The sequence below is a fragment of the Ruminiclostridium cellobioparum DSM 1351 = ATCC 15832 genome (assembly GCF_000621505.1).
Taxonomy (GTDB): Bacteria; Bacillota; Clostridia; order Acetivibrionales; family DSM-1351; genus Ruminiclostridium; species Ruminiclostridium cellobioparum.
In genome coordinates this window covers 144,956-166,191 of record NZ_KK211291.1, presented here as the reverse complement: position 1 = coordinate 166,191, position 21,236 = coordinate 144,956, and the positions used below count along the sequence as shown (strand labels likewise).

Genomic DNA, 21,236 nt, shown 5'->3' with positions numbered 1-21,236 from the left:
GTACTTTTGTTAAAGTAACACCAATTACATATTTACGTTTGCTTATCTGCCGTACCAAACTTTATGCAGTATATACCGCATGTACATATGATTTACTCATAGTATATGAAGTATACCGTTAGTATAGCACGCTATAATATATAGTATACTAATGGTATACTTACATGTCAATACAGCCAATATAAATATGCAAAAAAATAATCTCCGGGCAGTATGATATATAATCCATCGCCTGGAGATTATTTCTTTGCCGTATATTGCACCCTCATCAGGTGTACCGGTTTAAAACCTGAACCTCTCTTGCATTACAGCAGGCTTTTATGTCTTCGGTGGTTTTTTCGAACATAGCTTTGTAAAACCCGTCACATTCAATAACGACCTTTTCCATTCCGGCCTTCATGGACAATGAGTTTTCCGATTTATACCTTCTGGTGTCGGATATTATGGACTTTAATTTTTCTCCAAAACCTATTGTCTCTTTATCAATAGAACCCGCCTTTTCCCAGCACAGCCTGTGAACGGATATACAGCCCTCTCTTTGTCTGAAAAACTCCTGATAGAGATATTCGGTAATATGCGGAACATATATTGCATACGATTTCAGGACATTCAACATGCTGAAATAAAGTGCGGCCTGTGCCGAACGTCTCTCCTGATACCCGTGCTTGCCAGGCTGATACAAACGCTCCTTGACAATTTCCAGGTAGTAATCGCAAAAGTTCTTCCAGAAGAATTCATCCATTTCATGCCTGGCCAGACCTATTTCATAGCGGTCAAGCTGCTTTTCCGCCTCTGAAACCATTTGCCTGCAGCTTTCAACTATCCATCTGTCCACAGGCAGCAGTGTGATTTCAGTACCGGGTTCAAAATCCTGCAGATGTGAGGCTGCAAATTTTGTTGCATTCCAGAGTTTTGTAATAAACCTTTTAGCAATAGCCAATTCATCGCTTGCAAAGAAGGTGTCAGTACCCAATCTGGCGTTTGCAGCCCAATACCTTATGACATCGGCAGAATGGGTTTCAATCAGCTGAGCCGGAGAAAGCCCGGAGTTATTTTTGGATTTGCTGATTTTTTCTCCCTTCTTTGCAAGCACATAACCGCAGATCATAATATCCTTCCAGGGTATTTCCCCTGTATGGTACAGGCTTTTAACAATTGTGTAGAACGCCCAGGTACGGATTATCTCATGAGCCTGTGTCCTCATACTCATTGGCAAAAGCCTGCCGGACATGTCATCCTTCTCACCCCATTTTGCATTGATCTGCGGGGACAATGACGAGGTGGCCCAGGTATCAAATACCGAGCTCTCGGGAATAAAATCCTTACATCCGCAGGAGCAGGCCCTTTCAGGGGCTGTTTCGGCAGGATTCACCGGCAGCTGTTCTTCACCTGCAGTTACAGGCTCACCGCAGTTTTTACAATACCATACCGGTATGGGAACCCCGAAATAGCGCTGCCGGGAAATACACCAGTCCCATTTTAAATTTTCAACCCACAGAATGTACCTGTTCTTCATATGGGCGGGGTACCAGTTGATCCTGTCAGCTGCTTTTAGAAGCTCATCCCTGTTTGAAAGGATATCTATATACCACTGTCTCGAAGGTATGATCTCAATTTCCCTGCCGCACCGCTCGTGAACCGCAACAGTATGGGATATATTCTGTGACCCGGTTAAAAGCCTCCGGTCGGCAAGCTGCCGGATAATCAGTTTTCTGGCCTCCATTATCTCCAATCCTCCGATAATGGGAACAGTTTCACTTATATTGCCCTCTGGCTCTATAACCCTTCTGAAAGGCAGCTTGTGCTTCTCATGCCACTCCACATCAGTACTGTCACCAAAAGTAGCACACATGACCACCCCTGTGCCTTTATCCTGATCGACCTTTTCATCTGCCAGTACGGGAATGGAATGGCCATATAATGGAACCTGTGCATTTTTTCCGAGATACTTATTATATCTTTCATCCCGGGGATTTACAAAAAGACAAACACAGCCATAAAGCAATTCAGGTCTGGTTGTGGCCACTGTCAGCCTTTCTTCTCCGACTGCAAACGGGATAAAATTAAAGGCGGTATCCTTCTCAAGGGTGTCCAGCTCTGCCTGGGCTATTGAGGTCCGGCATCCGGCACACCACAGAACGGGAGCTTCCTTCATATATGCCTTTCCTTCCTTAAACAATCTGATAAAGGATTTCTGGGATATTCTCCGCACCATTGGATTAATGGTTTCATACTGGAGAGACCAGTCTACCGAGAAACCCAGGCTTTCCCACAGCTCCCTGAATTCCTTTTCATATTTTCCGGCAGTGGCTGCACATTTTTTTATAAATTCACCTTCCGGAAGGTCCCGGGCCATAATGCCTCCCTCCCTTTCTACAAGCCGCTCAGTGGGCAATCCGTTGTCATCAAAGCCAAAAGGATAATATACGTTATATCCCTGCATTCTTTTGAATCTTGCAATCATTTCGGCCTGCGCATAGGAAAAAATGTGCCCTATGTGCAGACTTCCGCTGACAGTTGGCGGGGGTGTGTCGATAGAATAAACCTCCCGCCGGCTTTCCCTGTCAAAAGCATAAATATTGTTCTCCTTCCAGAATTTCTGCATTTCACTTTCAGTCTGCCTGAAATCATAATTTTTTTCCATAACAGTCCTCCTCCACTGCTTCGGATTTTCACGAAACACAACAAAAAATCCGCCCTGGGCTTTAATTTCTTAAAGCTTAGGGCGGATTACATACGTCCGCGGTACCACCTAAATTCAGATAAACTATCTGCACTCTGTCAATACGGGATAATCACAAACCTGTTAACTTATCCGATATCGCTTTCCCCGTAACGGTGGAAATCTCCGTTGAAGCCTACTGGGATCGCTCCTTTCGGTTCACAGCTCAAAGGCTACTTCCATACCTCCTTCACGAAGATTTCCACCAACCATCTTCTCTCTTTGCTTCCGGTGAGTATGTACTCCTCCTTGTCAACGCTATTTTGTCATGTGTCCGTTTTTTAGTAATATTAATTTATAATATGCAAAATGTCAATAAATATTTATTACTTTATTTCATTTTGAGCCGCTACCAGGCTGGATGCTCCGAATTTCTCCCTCAGCCTGGGCTTTTCTATCTTTCCCGTTGGATTGCGGGGTACTGTATCAAATATAACCTTTTTAGGGCGTTTATAACGGGGCATCGGAGCACAGAAGGCTTCGATTTCCTCTGTCGTACAGGCACAGTCGGACTTGAGCTCAATAATGGCCGCCGCGATTTCCCCCTGCCGCTTGTCGGGCAGGCCGATAACCGCCACATCCTTTATTGCCTTGTGCGCCCTGAGGAAATCTTCTATCTGAACCGGATATATGTTTTCTCCCCCGCTTATGATGACATCCTTCTTCCTGTCAACCAGATATATGAAGCCGTCTTCATCCATTCTGGCCATATCTCCGGTAAACAGCCACCCTTCCTTAAGGACGGCAGCAGTGGCTTCAGGATCGTTAAAGTAGCATTTCATAACTCCGGGGCCCTTTACAGCCAGCTCTCCCACCTGACCCTGTGAAACCGGAATACCGTTTTCGTCGGTAATTCTGACTTCCCATTCATGTCCCGGAATACCTATGGCACCAACCTTGTGTATATTTTCAACTCCCAAATGCACACAGCCGGGGCCGATGGATTCGCTCAGTCCATAGTTGGTATCGTACTGGTGGTGCGGGAAGTATTGCTTCCAGCGGCGGATAAGGCTTGGAGGAACGGGCTGGGCACCTATATGCATCAGCCTCCACTGGGAAAGCTCATAATCCTCAAGTCTGACCTCTCCCCTGTCCAGAGCGTCAAGAATATCCTGCGCCCAGGGCACCAGCAGCCAGACAATGGTTATCCTCTCCTCCGACACCGTTTTGAGAATCCATTCAGGTTTTATTCCGCGCAGAATCACTGCTTTGCTGCCTGCCAGAAAGCTTCCGAACCAGTGCATCTTGGCTCCGGTATGATAGAGCGGAGGAATGCAAAGAAAATTGTCATCGCGAGTCTGTCCGTGGTGGTGGTATTCTGTATAACAGGCTGACATCAAGCTCCTGTGCGTATGTAAAATCGCTTTTGGAAAGCCCGTTGTCCCCGAAGAGAAATATATGGCCGCATCGTCCTCATCGGTCAGCTTTATATCAGGAGCCTCGGAGGAACAGTTTGCGGTAAGACGGTCATAATTTTCCGCAAAAGTCGGACGGTTTTCTCCGGCAAAAAACAGGGTTTTTACCTGTGGTATCTGATCATATATGGATTCAATCCTGCCTATGAACTCAGGTCCGAAAACCAACGAGGAGGTTTCCGACAGCTCAAGGCAATATTTGATTTCTTCGGCAGTGTAGCGGAAGTTCATGGGTACTGCGATGGCACCGGCTTTGAGGATTCCAAAGTATATTGGCAGCCACTCAAGGCAGTTCATCATGAGAATAGCCACCTTGTCACCTTTTTGGATTCCCCTCTTCAGCAGCAGATTGGCCATCCTGTTGGCTTTTTCGTCAAAGACGCGCCAGGTCATATCGCGCCGGTATTCTCCGGCAGGATTGTTCTCTATCAGTTCATATTCCTTCCATATAACGTTGTGACTGTCCTGGAGATCAAGATTTATTTCGGTAAGGCATGTCTCTGATCCGTATAATCCGGCATTTTTAGATAATATTTCAGTAATAGGCATTTCTGATTTCCTCCCGTTCTACCATAAAAGACAAAAATATTTTTATTCGACCGTACTACATAATACTTGATAATACTCGGCACAATTTACTTTCAAGTAATACAACACTATATAATATTATAAATACTTATAAGCTGCTAATCAACATAATAATACCACCTGAGGCCAGTACTTTAAATTAGCGTGCTGTACTAATTTTGCTTTAACTATATAATTTTTTATATCAACTGGTAACTTCCGTACTAACTTCATAAAATAAGAATGCACCCAAAACAATTACGAAAATTGTACCGCCTCATTTAAAGAGGTTTTGCCGTCGCTCAAACTCGACATCCTGTCTCGATTTGAAGCTCAAAGCAGCGTCCTGCTGCTTTGCCGGCAAAACCTCTTTACCTTCGTCGACAATTTAACGTAATTCTTTTTAACCGTGCATTTTATTTTATGAAGTTGTCCTCGCGCACCTGTTGATTCTAAATAAATCTATCTGTAAAGCAAAATTAAATTTTATTTTGCGCAAATTATCCTACCGCCTCCTCGAGACACTTCCGGGCGGCACTCCAAACCGTACTGACTATTGAAGGTTCAATGGCGGAGGGCTGATACTGAATACTCACATTCATGCTGCCTCCGGAGGTCACAATGCCAAGAACTTTTTCATTATTCGGCCAGTACGGAGGTATGAAGAAAACCGTTATAATAAGAGTCCCTAATATGCCGAATATTCATTTGTGCCGCTGATAAGGCGGTAGGTACCGCACTGTTTACAGTGACCTTTTCTTCAATTACTATCGCCTGAAAGACAGAGGTTTCAACCGTAATTGACTTTATGTAAAATCAAATGGTCCAACCCGGGCAATAGGGAAATATTGAAAAAACCTTTCTGCCATTACATATTATTTATGAAATGAATACATGCTAAATTAGGATAATTTTCAAAATTTAAGGTTGGATTATATTGTATTGAATTAACAAGGGATGCTACAATATAAATGAAATACAAAACAAAAAAATAGGGAGGCACATTTTAATGAAGAGGATTTTAGCAATAGGAATGGCTCTTGTAATGTCAGCTGTAATGTTCACCGGCTGCGGTGCTAACGCTGGCACAGGCTCTGACAACAACGGCAAGTTTGAAATCGCACTGATTACCGACAAAGGCAATATTGACGACAAATCATTTAACCAGGGTTCCTGGGAGGGTGTGGTAAAATTCGCCGATGAAAACAAAGTTTCCCACAAGTATTACAAGCCTGAAGAAGCCTCGGATGCAGGTTATCTTGCAGCTATTGACCTCGCTGTAACAGGCGGAGCAAAGACTATCGTAACACCAGGGTTTTTGTTTGAAGTACCTGTATACGAAGCTCAGACCAAATATCCGGATGTAAAATTCATACTTTTAGACGGAGTACCTCATAAGGCGGAGGAGGGCGCTCCACCAGATATAAAATCCAATGTAGCCAGTGTTAAATATGCTGAACAGGAACCAGGTTACCTGGCAGGTTATGCAGCTGTTACCGACGGCATGACAAAGCTTGGTTTCATGGGCGGTATGGCAGTTCCTGCTGTTCAGGCTTACGGCTACGGTTTCCTTCAGGGAGCTGAAGCTGCTGCTGCTAAATTAGGCCTGGGTGATGGTTCGGTTTCAGTTACTTATCACTATACCGGAGACTTTGCCGAAACAGATACCAACAAGGCTACGGCAAAGACCATTTACCAGGAAGGTGCCGACGTTATTTTTGCCTGCGGAGGATCGGTGGGCAAGAGTGTTATGTCAGCTGCAAAAGAAGCAGGTAAAAAGGTTATAGGTGTTGACGTCGACCAGAGATATGACAGCGATACGGTTATAACCTCTGCAATGAAGGAACTTGGCGGTTCTGTTTACCATGTGCTTGAATCCATTTACAAGGATAACAAATGGGATACTTATGCAGGTAAAACTACCATATTTGATTCCAAGAATGATGGTATAGGACTCCCGACTGTTGTAATCGGAGATGAAAAGGCAGATGCCTTTGACAGATTCAAATCCTTCAAGAAAGCTGATTATGAAGGCGTATTGGCAACACTCAAAGACGGTTCGGTAAAACCCATCAATACTATCAATGTTGCTGCTAAAACCGGATATGCCACAGCAGATGAACTCACTTCACAATTGAACCTCAAGAAGGTTAAGGTTACAGTAAGATAATAAAAATAATTACTGTACAGCCTTATCATTAAGTGTCTTAAAGGGGAAGGAAAAACCTTCCCCTTTAATTGTATGTAAAAAAATGCAATGTGGCTTTGCTACCTTTCTTTTTGTTTAAAAATAATTTATTATATATGTGTAACATCTCACAATACGCTACAATTTTTTACTACGTGCAGAGCACGCAGACGGGGAGCTTAAACTTATGGAAGAATTTATTATTGAAATGCTCAATATTACAAAAGAGTTTCCGGGAATTATAGCAAACGACAATATAACCCTGCGGTTAAAAAAGGGTGAAATTCATGCCCTGCTGGGAGAAAACGGTGCCGGTAAATCAACTCTTATGAGTATTCTTTTTGGTCTGTACCAGGCCGAAAAAGGCGAAATCAAAATGAACGGAAAGCCTGTCAAAATCAATAACCCCAACGATGCCAATGCCCTTGGAATAGGTATGGTGCATCAGCATTTCAAGCTTGTCGAAATCTTCACAGTTTTAGAGAATATTATTTTAGGTGTTGAGCCAAGCAAAGCCGGCTTCATTCAGAAAAAGGAAGCAAGAGAAAAAGTATTGCGTCTGAGTGAAAAGTATGGTTTGAAGGTCAATCCCGATGCGCTGATTGAAAAAATTTCTGTGGGCATGCAGCAGCGTGTGGAAATTCTAAAAATGCTGTATCGTGACAATGATATCTTGATTTTCGACGAGCCCACTGCAGTTCTGACCCCGCAGGAAATCGACGAGCTTATGGAAATAATGCGGGGTTTTGCCAGAGAGGGAAAATCAATATTGTTTATAACCCATAAATTGAACGAGATCATGGCAGTGGCCGACCGTTGTACTGTTTTGTGGAAGGGAAAATACAAAGGTACCGTTGCCATAAAGGATACCAATAAGGAAGAACTGTCAAGAATGATGGTTGGAAGAGATGTTACCTTTAAAGTTGACAAGAAGGATGCCAACCCGGGAAAGGTTGTTCTTTCGGTTCAAAATGTAACCGTCCCTTCCAAAACCCATAAGAACAATGCAGTTAAAAATGTTTCCTTTGATGTCAGAGCAGGTGAGATCGTCTGTCTGGCAGGTATTGACGGAAATGGCCAGACGGAGTTTGTGTCGGGGCTTACCGGCCTGGAAAAGTTAAGTGAAGGAAGCATTAAACTCTGTGATACAAATATAACTAAAGCGTCCATCCGTACCCGTTCCAAAACAGGTATGAGCCACATTCCCGAGGACAGGCACAAGCACGGTCTTGTACTGGATTATTCCCTTGAGGAGAATATGGTTTTACAGCGTTACTGGGAACCTGAGTTCCAGCAATCCGGTTTTATAAAGAGCTCGGCTGTGCGCTCCTATTCTGAGAAACTTATTGAACAATATGACGTGCGCAGTGGACAAGGCCCAGAAACCGTTGTCCGGAGCATGTCTGGCGGCAATCAGCAGAAGGCCATCGTAGCGCGGGAAATCGACAAGCGTCATCAACTGCTTGTGGCTGTCCAACCTACCCGCGGTCTTGATGTGGGAGCCATCGAGTACATTCACAGACAGCTGGTCGCAACCCGTGATGCGGGAAAAGCTGTTTTACTGGTATCCCTGGAGCTTGATGAGGTCATGAATGTAAGTGACCGCATTCTCGTAATGTATGAGGGTGAAATAGTCGGGGAGCTGGATCCAAAAACAACAACAGTTCAGGAACTTGGACTTTACATGTCAGGTGCAAAACGTAACACTGTAAAGGAGATCGAAAATGCGTAACAATACAGTTTCTTCATCCAGAAAAGTTGATTTTAAAAGGCTGACGGGCCTTAAGGGATTTTCGGCCTTTACAGCTGCACTGCTGGCAATATTTTTGGGCCTCATATTCGGCTTTATTGTAATGCTTGTTGCAAGCCCCGCCAATGCATCGGCAGGCTTTCAAATGGTACTGGTTGGCGGCCTGAAACGTTTAGGCGACGTATTCTACTTTGCCACACCCATATTGATGACCGGTCTGGCTGTGGGCTTCGCCTTTAAAATGGGACTGTTCAATATCGGAGCCTCGGGCCAGTATACCATGGGCATGTTCTTTGCGCTGTATGTGGGCTTTATGTGGGAATTGCCCCCCGGTCTCCACTGGCTCGTATGCGTTCTGGCAGGTATGGCCGGCGGAATGCTGTGGGGCTTTATCCCCGGCATATTCAAGGCTCTGCTCAATGTAAACGAGGTTATTACCTCCATTATGTTCAACTATATAGGTATGTATCTGGTGGACATGCTTATTCAGGGAAATGCGGCAATGTATATTTCCTCCAAGACCAGAACGGCATACCTGCCGGCTTCGGCACAGCTGCCCTCACTGGGTATAAAGAATTCCAGCCTGAACATTTCCTTTATAATCGGAGTTGCCGTAGCGTTGATTTTATACATTATATTGAATAAAACTACCTTCGGTTACGAGCTTAAAGCCACCGGCTACAATAAATACGCTGCAAGCTATGCAGGTATGAACGGCAAGCGGAATATAATACTTACAATGGTTATTGCAGGAGCAATGGCAGGACTTGGCGGAGCATTTGCCATATTGGCCCCATCCACCATAGCCGGCAGCAGCATGACCTATGAGCCTATAAATGTTATAGCGGCAAACGGTTTTAACGGTATCGCGGTAGCACTGCTGGGAAACAACAGTCCCGTGGGTATTATTTTCTCGGCCATTTTTGTTTCTCATATTCAGCGGGGTGGAACTCTTGCAAGCCTGTACGGTTTCAAGCCTGAAATCATTGATGTGGTAATCGCCGTAATCATTTATTTCTCCGCCTTTGCAATGTTAATGAATTCAACGGTTGTAAAAATGTTAAAGAGGCGCAGAAGCAACAAAGGTCAAGGTGACCCGGGAACCTTTGAAAATGCGGCCGACTTGAATAAATCGCAGCAAGTTGATAAAAAGGGGGAGGCGTAAATTATGGACACTATATACTATTTGATTCAAAATACGCTTCCGGTAGCCATTCCACTGCTTCTGGTAGCGCTGGGCGGTATGTTTAGCGAACGCAGCGGTGTAATAAATATCGCGCTTGAAGGTATCATGATGTTCGGTGCCCTGTTCGGCTGTCTGTTTGTTTACCTGATTCAGGGCAATTCCATGGACCCGCAGCTGATACTGCTTCTGGGCATGGTTGTGGCCGCAGTGGCCGGCTTTATATATTCCCTGCTGCTGTCCTTTGCAGCCGTGAACATGAAAGCAGATCAGACAATTACAGGTACGGCATTAAATATGCTGGTTCCTGCTGCCATGCTGCTTTTTGCCAAAATGTATTTCAACAGCGACGGAATAACTACCGACGTTGACTTTTACCTTAAAGGTGTACCTGGTTTAAAGGATATCCCCATACTGGGCAGAATGTTTTTTCAGAATACTTATATCACCGTGTATATAGGCCTGTTTTTCCTGCTGATAGCCACTGTAATCTTTTACAAAACAAAATTCGGCCTGCGCCTGAGGGCCTGCGGTGAGCATCCCCATGCAGCCGATTCAGTCGGTATAAATGTTTATTTTATGCGTTACGCAGGTGTGAGTATTTCAGGTATTCTGGGAGGAATGGGCGGATTTTTCTACGCAGTAGGTGTTATGGACGGAAATATCAACGGTCATACGGGAGTTGCAGGCTTCGGTTTTCTTGCACTTGCCGTAATGATTTTCGGACAGTGGAAGCCAATAAAGATTTTGTTTGCAGCCCTCTTCTTCGCCTTCCTGCGTACTCTGGCCTATTCCATTGCACTTATCCCCTTCCTGGATGCTCTGGATATAAATCAGACCTTCTACAAAATGCTTCCTTATCTGGCCACAATGGTGGTGCTGGCGTTTACATCCAAGAAATCAAGAGCGCCAAAGGCCGAGGGTATACCTTATGATAAGAGCCAGAGGTAAAGTTAAGTTACCCTGTTGTGCTATTTGAAATTTTGTATTGCTTTACAGATAGATTTTAATCAAAATCAACTGGTACGCGAGTACAACTTCATAAAATAAGATGCACAGTTAAAAACAATTGAGGTAGATTGTTTTGGGTGCGTCCTTATTTTATGAAGTTAGTATGGAAGTTACCAGTTAATGTAAAAATTACATATGTAAAGCAAAATTCAAATTAATCGGCACAACGAGTTAAGTTAAAGCAAAGCCGCAGAACCCAATAACTTTATGGTTTTCTGCGGCTTTATTTATAAATCCGTATGATTTACTCTTTTATTGTTTTCAGTTTAAGCAGGTGAATGCTGATCCCCAGACCTATCAGCAAAAGAAGTACAGTTAAATGAATACTTTTTACCACAAATATGGAAACAGACATGGAAATCCACAAACAAACCAATGCGTATATTTTCACGCTTCTTTTCACCGCTCTGTGAGTTATGTAGTTTTCCAAATACCTGCCGAATACTCTGTGATTCATTAACCAGCCATGAAGCCTTTTTGAACTCCGGACATAGCAAAATGACGCCAACAGCAAAAAAGGTGTCGTCGGCAGAACGGGAACGAAAATGCCTATAATGCCCAAAGCCAAAGCTATGGAGCCCAAGCCGGCCAGTATATATTTTTTTATGGTATCTGTAAACATGTACACCTGCCCCGTTTTTTATGCACCAAGTATAATATTTCTCAGTTTTCTGGTGAGCGCTGTTGTTCCGCTGTCGGTCTTCTGCATCATAAACAGGAAGGTCAGCTTCTCCCTGGGGCAGTTGCAAAAATATGCTCCCAGCCAGCCATCCCAACCATACTCTCCGGGGCTGGCCAGTATGCCTGCCTTGCTGCAGTCGGCCATCACCCGCATGAGATTTCCGTAGCTGTATCCTCCAAGGGCGGGCCAAATATACTTTTGATGTTCGGGATTCAAAGTGCAGGATGTCATATATTCAACTGTCTTGGGCTTTAAAATCCGAACACCGTCCAAACTTCCGTCATTCATAAGCATACCTGCAAACCGTGCATAATCATCAATTGTGGATGCAAGGCCTGCACCTCCGGATTCAAAGGCAGGAACCCTGTCCATGCCGCTTATTATACCCAGATGGTTGCCTTGGTAAGGTATCAGCTCCCCATTTTTGTCATATTCATAAGTTTTAGCAAGGCGGCTTCGCTTTTCGTCTGGCACCCAGAAAGCAGTGTCTTTCATGCCTAAAGGTTCAAATATCTCTTTTTCAAGAAATTCTCCAAACCTCATACCTCCGGCCACTTCCACGACAGCTCCCAATACATCGGCCGAGGCCCCGTACTGCCATGCACTTCCGGGCTGAAAAGCCAGGGCACATTTTCCCAGCCTGTTCATGGCTTCATATGTATTGACAGGGTTGTCGCCCAAAAGCCTGCTGTCAATCTCCTCAAACAGTGCCTCCGTTTCCCTTCCAGCCTTGTCATCGCCTCCATATACAAGCCCCGAGGTCATTGAAAGCAAATCCTTGACATTTACTTCCCTTTCCACAGAAAACAACTGATCTCCCGCTGCCACAGCCTGATTTTTGAAACCCGGAAGGAATTTGCTCACAGGCTCATATAAATCTATCACTCCGCGTTCCAGTAAGATCATGGCCGCTGCTGCCGTAACCGGCTTTGTCATGGAATACATCCTGAAAATGGTATCCCTTTCTATGGGCAATCCCTCTTCCAGGTCTGCACAGCCGTCCTGGTGATAGAAGATTTCCTTTCCCTTTTTTAAAATCATCATATTTGCACCGGCACATTCCTTATTGCCGATTGCATTCCTCAACACTTTTTCCAATTGTTCCTTTTCCGCTTTACCAAACATTTTACCGTCTCCTTCATAAATGTTTTATGGGTTTTGGTACTCTGACTCTACTCCTACTATAAGATAAAGTGGAAATGGTTTCAATATTATATTGTGTAAATTTCTTTTTTGATGCTATAATTTATTTAACTGGCGGGTCAAAACTATATAAAGGGGAATCAAAATTGATAAAGGACATTTATACACAAAAAAGAACCGTATTTTCGTTGGAGGTATTCCCTCCGAAAAATGATACCGATATTTCGTCCATTTATAGTGCGTTGGACGGGCTAAAAGCCTTAAATCCCGACTTTATAAGTATCACCTATGGCGCAGGAGGCAGTACAAGCAAAAGAACAATGGATATTGCAGCCTACGTTCAGAAACAATGCAATATTAATGCTCTTGCACACCTGACCTGCGTTTCCCTGGATGAGCTGCTTCTGGGCAAATTCATGGAGGAATTGAAAGCCAATCAGATCACCAATGTGCTGGCTCTCAGAGGGGACCGCCCCAGGGACATGACCGACGGTGCTTTTCACAGCCGTCCATACAAATACGCTTCCGAGCTGGTATCGATAATCAGGCGGAACTACGGTTTCTGTGTGGGCGGAGCCTGCTATCCCGAAGTTCATCCCGAATCCCGCGATCAGGAATCGGATCTGCATTTTTTGAAGGCAAAAATTGAAGCCGGTACCGACTTTTTATTAACACAACTATTTTTTGACAACTCAAAATTTTTCAGCTTTTATGAAAAATTGAGACATGCGGGGATATCTGTTCCTGTTTCAGCAGGCATTATGCCCATAACCTCAATAAACCAGATAAAAACAATAGTTGATTTATCAGGTGCATACATACCTTCCAGGCTGAAAGAATTATTTGAAAAATACCGGAATGATCCGGAGGATTTCAAGAAGGCAGGTTTGGAATATGCCATAGAGCAGATTCACGAGTTATTGCATCATGGCATCCAGGGAATTCATCTCTATACCCTCAACAAAGTCGACACCAGCACTGAAATATTCAAAAATCTATGATATTCAGCTTACCTGCAGCATGAAGAAAGTTACATCATCCCGCAATCCGCCGTTGTCTGAAAAATATTTTATATTTTTATCAATCTCGGCATAAAGCTCCAGGTTGCCCCTGCCTCCATACTTTAACAAGAGCTGTTTTAAATGCCCGGTATCAAAGATTTTGCCGGTCTGTTTGCTGTTTAGCTCCACAAGGCCGTCAGTATAGAAAAACACCCTGTCCCCATCTTCCAGCTGAATCTTTTTATCTATGTAATCTGCCGGACATATCTCTGCCAGGTTACAAATGGGCAATCCCTTGATATCCAATTCCAGCACCTGTTCCCTATTCTTTACAATAAGAGGCTGTGCATTCATCCCTGCAGACGAATATACCAGCTCTTTCGTTTCAGTATTAAAAATGGCATATAGGACCAATATGTATGTATCATCCTTAAAATGAACCTTATTGTACAGCTCGTAAAGATTCTCCAGAACTTTTGCCGGGTTAATTATCTCAGACCTGTTTCCTTCCAGTTCCTTTGTTGTTTTAATGCTTTGATTAAGAAATACCGTTAACATGGCTGCCGGAACCCCGTGTCCCGACACATCTCCTATATACATTCCTATGTTTTTTTCATCCAGCCTGAATATGTTGTAGAAATCCCCGCTCACCCTTTCGGCCGGATAGTATTGTGCAAAAAAGCTTACCTGCTCGCTGTCGGGTAATTTTACGGGCAGTATGGCCTTTTGAATATCCCTGGCATACTCCAGATCCTCAAGAAGTTTCTGATTTTTGTACGCCAGATCCTTAGTCCGTTCGGCAACCAGTCTGTTCAGGTTCCTGGCATTGGCCTTCAGCCTGTTTTTAGCTTCATATAGCGCCATGTAGGGCTTTTGAATGTTGTTGACAAAAGCAACTCTGAAAACCAGATAATATGATAGGAACTTATACACATGGCCCAGATAGTTGTAAATGTCATAGACCGAAAAGTATTTGATAAATGAAAACTCGCTGAATATACTGGCTGTAATGGCTATTGTAAAAACAAGGTTTGAATTGTCTTTATATTTTAAGTACTGCTTTAAAAACCTTAAGCCCGCAAAAGTAAAAAATAGAATTACAATGCACTCAAGCCCTTTTTTGGCTGCGGTCACACCGGCGCCTTCAATATACATTACAGGAAAAATCCCGGGATGATATGTAACGATAAGCAATACTGCAATTATAAATATGATGGATATACCAAAGGGTATCCTTCTGTCAATCCGACATCTTTTATTCAGCCTGATAAAGCTCACTGCCGTGATACCTAGTGCACCGACAAGCCTTGCAATTATCCAGAAGGTTGTTGCCCGGTTTGCAGTTCCGTTTTCCACCAGGAAAGTCGTCATGCCCTTATAACTCAGAGTATGAAACATATCGATACTGCCCATGATAAAGAAAACATGAGCCGTTACCAAACCTCTCAGCCTGTGATTTTGCTTGTATGAATAATAGGGCAGAGTAAACACGCACAGGGATATCAATATACTTATGAATTCGAAAAGTGTATGCCAGGAAAGATACGCCGCAGGACTCATGACACTGTTAAAAAACGGTCCAAAAATATATACAAATCTGAAAAGTATGATTGAAAATAAAATAAAAATACCCAGCCAATAAAGTTTTTTATATTCAAATATAATTTTATGCTTATTATGTAACTGCAAGACAACACCACCCACAAAATTTGGTTATTACCAAAAAAGCTAAATCGTTCTTGCACTTTCAGGCTATTTGATATCTTTTTCTATCAAATATATAACTATTATAAATTGTATTATCTCAAAGCTCAAGGTTATTCCATGCTTTAATCATATATTCGGCATCAAGCCCATAAATATAATAATACTCAAGTAATAAGGAGGGTTATTATGCTGTTAAAAGGATTAAAGATAGGCTATGGATTTACAGGAGCATATTGCGTATTTCACGAAGTTTTTCCTCAATTGGAGGCACTGGTCAACGAAGGAGCCGAGGTTATCCCGGTGGTATCCTATCAGGTCGCCGTCACTGACTCACGCTACGGTAATGCGGCGGACTTTTTGAAAAGAATGAAAAATATCTGCGGCAGAGAAGCTGTTAAAACAATGGCAGACGCTGAAATTTACAACAAGCAGGAAATACCTTTGGATGCATTCATCATATCACCCTGTACCGGCTGCAGCCTGTCAAAGCTTGCAGACGGAGCTACAGACACGCCTGTCCTGATGATGGCAAAAGAGATGTTCAGAAACAACAAACCCGTTGTCCTTGGGATAGCTACAAATGACGGTCTTGGAATCAGTGCAAGGAATATAGGAATACTGCTGGGCACAAAGAATGTTTTCTTTATTCCTTTCGGACAGGATAATCCAAAAGATAAGCCCTTTTCTCTCATATCCAAATTTGAGCTGACAGTTCCAGCTGTAATCGAAGCACTAAAAAATGAGCAGCTGCAGCCGGTGCTTGAAAAATATTGAGTTAGCCTGTTGTACTTGTTATTTCCCGGTACTCGCGTACCGGTATAGCAGGAAATCTTCCCGGTTTTCCTGCTTTTTTGCTATGGAAAACAGTACAAGTTCTATTTTCTCCTGTCCGGGTGATATATACCCCACAGGTATCCTCAGTCCTCTATACCCGATTCTCGGTACATCCTTCAGCTGTTCAATCAACATCATGGGTGCCATGGTATAGTTTATGCCGCCTTCCAATCTACCTGCGGTCAGCAGATCAAACGCGGATATATTTTCATCAAACTCAACCGCTGTACACAGCAAGCTTTCGTTTTCTTTACCCCGAAAAGGTTCCTTCTGTCTTCCTCAATTTGTTCTGCAAAAAATTCCTTTATATAAAGAAATCTATCCTCCAGAGTTACCGGGTCAGTATACCCCTTTCCTTTTAACCGTTTTATTATAGCAATCCAAAGAATCTCAGCAATTATCCGACCCCCACCTGTACCAATATTTCTTTAAACGCCTGTTTTTCGGAGTTTATTTTTATATGTTTAAGTATGTGGCTGGTAAGCTCTGAATTGTTTTGGTGATTTACCCTTTACCCTTTTAAACATTTTTGAAAACAGCAGGGGATCATCATAACCTACAGACCTTGAAATATCACTGATGGCCAGTTCTCTGTCCCTCATCAGCAGACAGGCCTTATTCATCCTGTATTCAAGCAGAAACTGCTGCAGGGACTTTTGTGTGTATTCCCTGAAAACCGACCCGAGATAACTCCTGTCAAGACCAATATAAGCTGCAATGTCGGAAATTTTTATCTTCCTTGAGTAATTCATTTCAACATATTCGATTACCTTCTTTACATAGAACTCCTGTCTGTTTTCAATTTGCCTGTTAATGGGCTGTATGCCTGCTTCATCTATAAGATAAGTGAGAAACAGATACAACAGGCTCAATATTTTAGTTTCATTCCAGATATTTGATTCATAGGTCTCCACCATTTGTAGTATGCAGTCTGCCAGAGCACTGTCCCTGTCATAGCGGAAAACCGGTTCCTCCTGATTGAGCCGGGCCTGTTCCAGATAGTATGACGCCTTATAGCCGGTAAACCCCACCCAGCAATAACTCCATGGCTCAGCGGTGTCAGCCTGATAATAGGTTACCTTTCCGGGACATATTAAAAATCCCTGCCCCTTCTCCAGCCGGTATATCTTTTCGCCATATTTAAAAATACCTTTTCCGCCCATAATGTAGTGTATCAGGTAATGATCCCTCACCGCTGGTCCGTAGTAATGTCCCGGCCTGCAGACTTCCATTCCGCAGTGGTATAAACCCAGATCATAATTTTCCCTGTTGCTGCCATACTGAAAATCCGCCATAGTACTCTCCCGATCAAAATTATAACCGCCGCCATATATCTAGCATTATACCATATAAGTGCAGTATTCCTCCATTTACATTTTAAACCGTCAAGGTAAAATATATTCATGGCAAAAATATAATCAAGGATGTGATAGTATGGCTATTTTATACAACCCTCAGGAAAATATCTTCCACTTACAAACTGATACTGCAAGTTATATAATCAGGGTTCTGAAAAGCGGGCACCTGGCACACCTGTATTGGGGCAAGGGAATAAGGAATTCAAATTTTGAAAATTTACTGAAAATGCAGGAAAGGGCCTCCTTCTCACCAAACGTATCCGGCTCTGATAAAGCGCTGTCACTTGATACACTGCCCCAGGAATACCCTGCATACGGAAATGGAGACTTCCGCACTCCTGCCTTTCAGCTTAAGCTGGAAAACGGTTCCACAATTACCGATCTCAGATACCAGAACCATCGTATTTACAGCGGTAAACCCAAGCTCGAAGGACTGCCCGCCACCTATGCCGAACAGGAAGACGAAGCAGAAACTCTCGAAATAGACTTGTTTGACTCATTAATATCACTCAGGGTGATACTGTCCTATACGGTTTTTAAAAACCACAATGTTGTAGCAAGGTCGGCCCGCCTCGTAAATGAGGGTCCTCAGCAGTTTAAATTACTGAGAGCCTTGAGTATGAGCGTGGATCTTCCCCGCTGTGATTATGATTTACTGCAGCTGCAGGGTGCCTGGGCCAGGGAAAGATATATGGAGCGCCGCCCTTTAGCCCATGGGAACCAATCCATAGAAAGCCGCCGGGGTGCCAGCGGACACCAGCTTAACCCGTTCATGGCCCTGCTTTCAAAAAATGCGGGGGAAAATTACGGGGAAGTATACGGCTTCAGTCTTGTTTACAGCGGAAGCTTTATAGCCCAGGTAGAAGTTGACCAGTTTGATACCGCCAGAGTTTCAATGGGTATAAATCCCTTTGATTTCACCTGGAAACTGGAACCCGGCAGCAGCTTTCAAACACCGGAAGCGGTTATGGTCTATTCCGACAGGGGATTGGGCCATATGTCCAGGGAATACCACAGACTTTACAGGTCCCGCCTGTGCCGCGGCAAGCATCGGGACAGCTCAAGACCGGTATTGATCAATAACTGGGAAGCGACATATTTTGACTTCAACGCAGAGAAGATCCTGGATATTGCCCGTGAAGGCGCCAATCTGGGAATGGAGCTTTTCGTACTGGATGATGGCTGGTTCGGTAAAAGAGACAGCGATAACTGTTCACTGGGCGACTGGTTTGTAGATAAGAGGAAATTGCCTGACGGCCTGAAGGATTTGGCTTCAAAGGTAAACCAGCTGGGATTGAAATTCGGCTTGTGGTTTGAGCCTGAAATGATATCGCCCGACAGCGATCTTTACAGGGCCCACCCCGACTGGTGCCTCCATGTTCCCGGACGCAAGCGCACCGAGGCCAGAAATCAGCTCGTGCTGGATTACTCCAGAAAAGATGTCTGCGATGCTATTATTAAAATGGTCTCCGACATCCTTTCCACAGCCCCTGTAGCCTACGTTAAATGGGATATGAACAGGAATATGACTGAGATCGGCTCTGCGGTTTTACCTGCCGACAGGCAGCGTGAAACTGCCCACAGGTATATTCTGGGGCTGTACCGCGTAATGGAGGAGATAACCTCCAGGTTCCCCGACATACTGTTTGAAAGCTGTTCGGGAGGCGGCGGGCGTTTTGATCCCGGAATCTTGTATTATATGCCTCAAACCTGGACAAGTGACGATACCGATGCTGTTGAGCGCTTGAAGATACAGCACGGTACAAGTATCGTGTATCCGGCAGGCACCATGGGGGCACATGTTTCAGCAGTTCCAAACCATCAGGTCGGCAGGAGCACCCCTATTGAAACCAGAGGCAACGCAGCCATGTGCGGCAATTTCGGCTATGAGCTGGATCTCACCAAACTCAGCGAAGCCGATAAAGCAGCTGTCAGGGAGCAGGTCAGAACCTACAAGGAAATCAGGCATATAATACAGTTCGGCGATATGTACAGGCTTCTGAGTCCTTTCGAAGGCAATGAGACGGCATGGATATTTGTAACCGAAGATAAGTCGGAAGCCTTTTTAACCTTCTTCAGAGTTCTGGCCCAGCCCCATGCACCTCTGTCCAGAATACGTCTGGAAGGCCTGGATGAGGCCAGAAATTACAAGCTTGAGGGAATGGATCTGATAATGGGCGGGGATATTCTTATGAATTTCGGCCTGAATGTTCCAGAACTCCAGGGGGATTATGCAAGCTTTTCCCTTGGATTGAAAGCTATATAGGTTAAAAACGGTACTGTTTGAGAACTGTATATCAGTTCAAAAGTGGCACCTCAAAGTGTTATTGCAATAAATGGATTGCCCACAAATTTCATGTACTTACTTTGCGGGCAATTCCATTTATTAAGACCGGTTCAGTTATAGCCAATATTTCACATGTACCCATTTACATTTTATTACATATATGTTAAACTGATATAAAGTTTGCTGTTCCCTTCGGGCATTTATTCCTCACATTCTATGAATGGAGGATATTTATGTCTCACAAAAGGAAATCCCTATTATCAGTTTTTTTATGTATTGTTCTGATTATTTTCTCTTTTCAGGTTAAAACCACATATGCAAGCTCCTTAAATTCCGTTTCATTTGTTCTTCTCTCAAAATACAATGCTTCTGTTGATATCGGCAATGAATTTTACATTTTAGCCATTACTTCCAACGGCAAGCAGCCAACCTGGAAGAGCAGCAGCTCAAGTATTGCTTCTGTCAATACCTATGGCAAAGTTACGGCAAAAAAGGCAGGTTCCGTTACCCTGACTGCCAAAATCAAAAATGCGGAAGCTTCCTGTAAAGTCAAAGTAAATAAAACGAATATCACTATCAGTAAAGCAAGCGCTTCCATCGAACGGGGCGAAAAGCTCAAACTCTCCGCTGCAGCCTCCAACAAGTCTGAAATCACCTGGAAAAGCAGCAAATCAAGCATTGCTGCAATTGATGACAATGGAAATATTACCGGTTTGAAACCCGGTGAGACAACAATAACCGCATCTGCCGACGGCAGCAGTGCCACCTGCAAACTCAAGGTGAAAGCTCCGACTGTTCAATTGAACAAAACAAATATCAAATTATACCGGGGTCAGAAAGTTAAGCTGTCGGCCACGGTTTCTTCAGGCATTTCGCCCAACTGGAAAACAAACAAGAAGAGTGTTGCGGTGGTCGATGAGTACGGTAACGTGACCGCAGTTAAAAATGGAACTGCCGACATCACCGCGACAGTTGACGGGGTATCCAAGGTCTGTAAGGTGTCGGTAGAAAAACCCGTCATCACTTTAAGTGCCGCAGAGATCAATCTCAAAAAAGGCACGGCTTCAGCCGTTTCGGCACAGGTTTCTTCAGGCAATCCGCCAACCTGGTCTTCAAGCAACTCCAATGTAGCCACAGTAGACAGCTCAGGTAAAATTACAGCAGTAAAGAAGGGCACCGCCTATATTTACGCCGCTGAAGACGGTACAAAAGCCAGATGTATAGTTCATGTGATCGAATAGACTCTGCATGAGGCTTAACTGATTTTCATAAAATTAAATTTCTGTGAGGAATAAATGCAGCAAACTTGTTATTCTCTTATTTACTTTGACCCTGCCCTAATCCCTATCAGTTTTGTTACATCATTTAGAATCATATGATCCGTAACA

15 protein-coding genes and 1 other annotated feature are annotated in these 21,236 nt (G+C 43.7%); of the genes, 8 read left to right on the top strand and 7 right to left on the bottom strand.

Translation table 11 applies throughout. From position 1 onward, the window contains the following. Positions 1 to 268: 268 nt before the first annotated feature. Both T344_RS0122620 and T344_RS0122615 read right to left on the bottom strand, forming a co-directional pair. The gene (locus tag T344_RS0122620; RefSeq protein WP_027630591.1) at positions 269 to 2,644 is read right to left on the bottom strand and encodes a valine--tRNA ligase; all 2,376 of its coding nucleotides are present in this window, start codon (positions 2,642 to 2,644) and stop codon (positions 269 to 271) included. A 74-nt stretch (positions 2,645 to 2,718) separates the two neighbouring features. Then, positions 2,719 to 2,987 (bottom strand) — a binding site (T-box leader). 61 nt (positions 2,988 to 3,048) lie between these two features. Then, positions 3,049 to 4,686: a class I adenylate-forming enzyme family protein gene (locus T344_RS0122615; protein WP_027630590.1), complete on the bottom strand. Its 1,638-nt coding sequence runs from the start codon at positions 4,684 to 4,686 to the stop codon at positions 3,049 to 3,051. 1,027 nt (positions 4,687 to 5,713) lie between these two features. On the opposite strand from T344_RS0122615, the gene T344_RS0122600 reads away from it, so the two are divergent. From T344_RS0122600 to T344_RS0122585, 4 genes are all read left to right on the top strand, one after another. Further along, positions 5,714 to 6,874 (top strand): BMP family lipoprotein, encoded by a 1,161-nt coding sequence (locus T344_RS0122600; RefSeq protein ID WP_027630589.1) that lies wholly within the window; start codon positions 5,714 to 5,716, stop codon positions 6,872 to 6,874. A gap of 205 nt (positions 6,875 to 7,079) precedes the next feature. Next, positions 7,080 to 8,624: an ABC transporter ATP-binding protein gene (locus T344_RS0122595; protein WP_027630588.1), complete on the top strand. Its 1,545-nt coding sequence runs from the start codon at positions 7,080 to 7,082 to the stop codon at positions 8,622 to 8,624. Then, positions 8,617 to 9,807, top strand: coding sequence for an ABC transporter permease (locus tag T344_RS0122590; RefSeq protein WP_027630587.1), 1,191 nt, complete (start codon positions 8,617 to 8,619; stop codon positions 9,805 to 9,807). Before T344_RS0122595 ends, T344_RS0122590 begins: the two co-directional genes overlap by 8 nt. A gap of 3 nt (positions 9,808 to 9,810) precedes the next feature. Then, on the top strand, positions 9,811 to 10,776 hold the full coding sequence (locus T344_RS0122585) for an ABC transporter permease (RefSeq protein WP_027630586.1): 966 nt from the start codon (positions 9,811 to 9,813) through the stop codon (positions 10,774 to 10,776). 304 nt (positions 10,777 to 11,080) lie between these two features. On the opposite strand, the gene T344_RS0122580 is transcribed toward T344_RS0122585, so the two are convergent. Together T344_RS0122580 and T344_RS0122575 are read right to left on the bottom strand one after the other, a co-directional pair. Next, positions 11,081 to 11,458: a YbaN family protein gene (locus T344_RS0122580; protein WP_027630585.1), complete on the bottom strand. Its 378-nt coding sequence runs from the start codon at positions 11,456 to 11,458 to the stop codon at positions 11,081 to 11,083. Between the two features lie 18 nt (positions 11,459 to 11,476). Beyond that, positions 11,477 to 12,643, bottom strand: a complete 1,167-nt coding sequence (locus T344_RS0122575; RefSeq protein ID WP_027630584.1) for a serine hydrolase domain-containing protein — start codon at positions 12,641 to 12,643, stop codon at positions 11,477 to 11,479. 164 nt (positions 12,644 to 12,807) lie between these two features. Here T344_RS0122575 and metF point away from each other — a divergent pair, with 164 nt between their 5' ends. Beyond that, complete coding sequence (gene metF / locus T344_RS0122570) at positions 12,808 to 13,662, top strand: methylenetetrahydrofolate reductase [NAD(P)H] (protein WP_027630583.1); 855 nt, start codon at positions 12,808 to 12,810, stop codon at positions 13,660 to 13,662. Between the two features lie 3 nt (positions 13,663 to 13,665). Here metF and T344_RS0122565 read toward each other — a convergent pair whose 3' ends face one another. Further along, positions 13,666 to 15,351, bottom strand: a complete 1,686-nt coding sequence (locus tag T344_RS0122565) for an MASE3 domain-containing protein (protein ID WP_027630582.1) — start codon at positions 15,349 to 15,351, stop codon at positions 13,666 to 13,668. Positions 15,352 to 15,555: 204 nt separating this feature from the next. On the opposite strand from T344_RS0122565, the gene T344_RS0122560 reads away from it, so the two are divergent. After that, positions 15,556 to 16,143 (top strand): dipicolinate synthase subunit B, encoded by a 588-nt coding sequence (locus tag T344_RS0122560; protein WP_027630581.1) that lies wholly within the window; start codon positions 15,556 to 15,558, stop codon positions 16,141 to 16,143. An 18-nt stretch (positions 16,144 to 16,161) separates the two neighbouring features. Here the strand turns inward: T344_RS0122560 and T344_RS0122555 are convergent, their stop codons facing one another. Then, entirely contained in the window at positions 16,162 to 16,440 is a 279-nt protein-coding gene (locus T344_RS0122555; RefSeq protein WP_027630580.1) for a hypothetical protein, read from the bottom strand. 227 nt (positions 16,441 to 16,667) lie between these two features. Continuing rightward, positions 16,668 to 17,498, bottom strand: a complete 831-nt coding sequence (locus tag T344_RS0122550; protein WP_027630579.1) for an AraC family transcriptional regulator — start codon at positions 17,496 to 17,498, stop codon at positions 16,668 to 16,670. Between the two features lie 139 nt (positions 17,499 to 17,637). Here T344_RS0122550 and T344_RS0122545 point away from each other — a divergent pair, with 139 nt between their 5' ends. Further along, positions 17,638 to 19,827, top strand: a complete 2,190-nt coding sequence (locus tag T344_RS0122545) for an alpha-galactosidase (RefSeq protein WP_027630578.1) — start codon at positions 17,638 to 17,640, stop codon at positions 19,825 to 19,827. A 254-nt stretch (positions 19,828 to 20,081) separates the two neighbouring features. Then, the gene (locus T344_RS0122540) at positions 20,082 to 21,089 is read left to right on the top strand and encodes an Ig-like domain-containing protein (protein ID WP_027630577.1); all 1,008 of its coding nucleotides are present in this window, start codon (positions 20,082 to 20,084) and stop codon (positions 21,087 to 21,089) included. The last annotated feature ends 147 nt before the right edge of the window (positions 21,090 to 21,236 follow it).

Coding starts and splice junctions, on each gene's coding strand:
- T344_RS0122620 (WP_027630591.1), bottom strand. CDS start 2,644: ATGGAAAAAAATTATGATTTCAGGCAGACTGAAAGTGAAATGCAGAAA.
- T344_RS0122615 (WP_027630590.1), bottom strand. CDS start 4,686: ATGCCTATTACTGAAATATTATCTAAAAATGCCGGATTATACGGATCA.
- T344_RS0122600 (WP_027630589.1), top strand. CDS start 5,714: ATGAAGAGGATTTTAGCAATAGGAATGGCTCTTGTAATGTCAGCTGTA.
- T344_RS0122595 (WP_027630588.1), top strand. CDS start 7,080: ATGGAAGAATTTATTATTGAAATGCTCAATATTACAAAAGAGTTTCCG.
- T344_RS0122590 (WP_027630587.1), top strand. CDS start 8,617: ATGCGTAACAATACAGTTTCTTCATCCAGAAAAGTTGATTTTAAAAGG.
- T344_RS0122585 (WP_027630586.1), top strand. CDS start 9,811: ATGGACACTATATACTATTTGATTCAAAATACGCTTCCGGTAGCCATT.
- T344_RS0122580 (WP_027630585.1), bottom strand. CDS start 11,458: ATGTTTACAGATACCATAAAAAAATATATACTGGCCGGCTTGGGCTCC.
- T344_RS0122575 (WP_027630584.1), bottom strand. CDS start 12,643: ATGTTTGGTAAAGCGGAAAAGGAACAATTGGAAAAAGTGTTGAGGAAT.
- T344_RS0122560 (WP_027630581.1), top strand. CDS start 15,556: ATGCTGTTAAAAGGATTAAAGATAGGCTATGGATTTACAGGAGCATAT.
- T344_RS0122550 (WP_027630579.1), bottom strand. CDS start 17,498: ATGGCGGATTTTCAGTATGGCAGCAACAGGGAAAATTATGATCTGGGT.
- T344_RS0122545 (WP_027630578.1), top strand. CDS start 17,638: ATGGCTATTTTATACAACCCTCAGGAAAATATCTTCCACTTACAAACT.
- T344_RS0122540 (WP_027630577.1), top strand. CDS start 20,082: ATGTCTCACAAAAGGAAATCCCTATTATCAGTTTTTTTATGTATTGTT.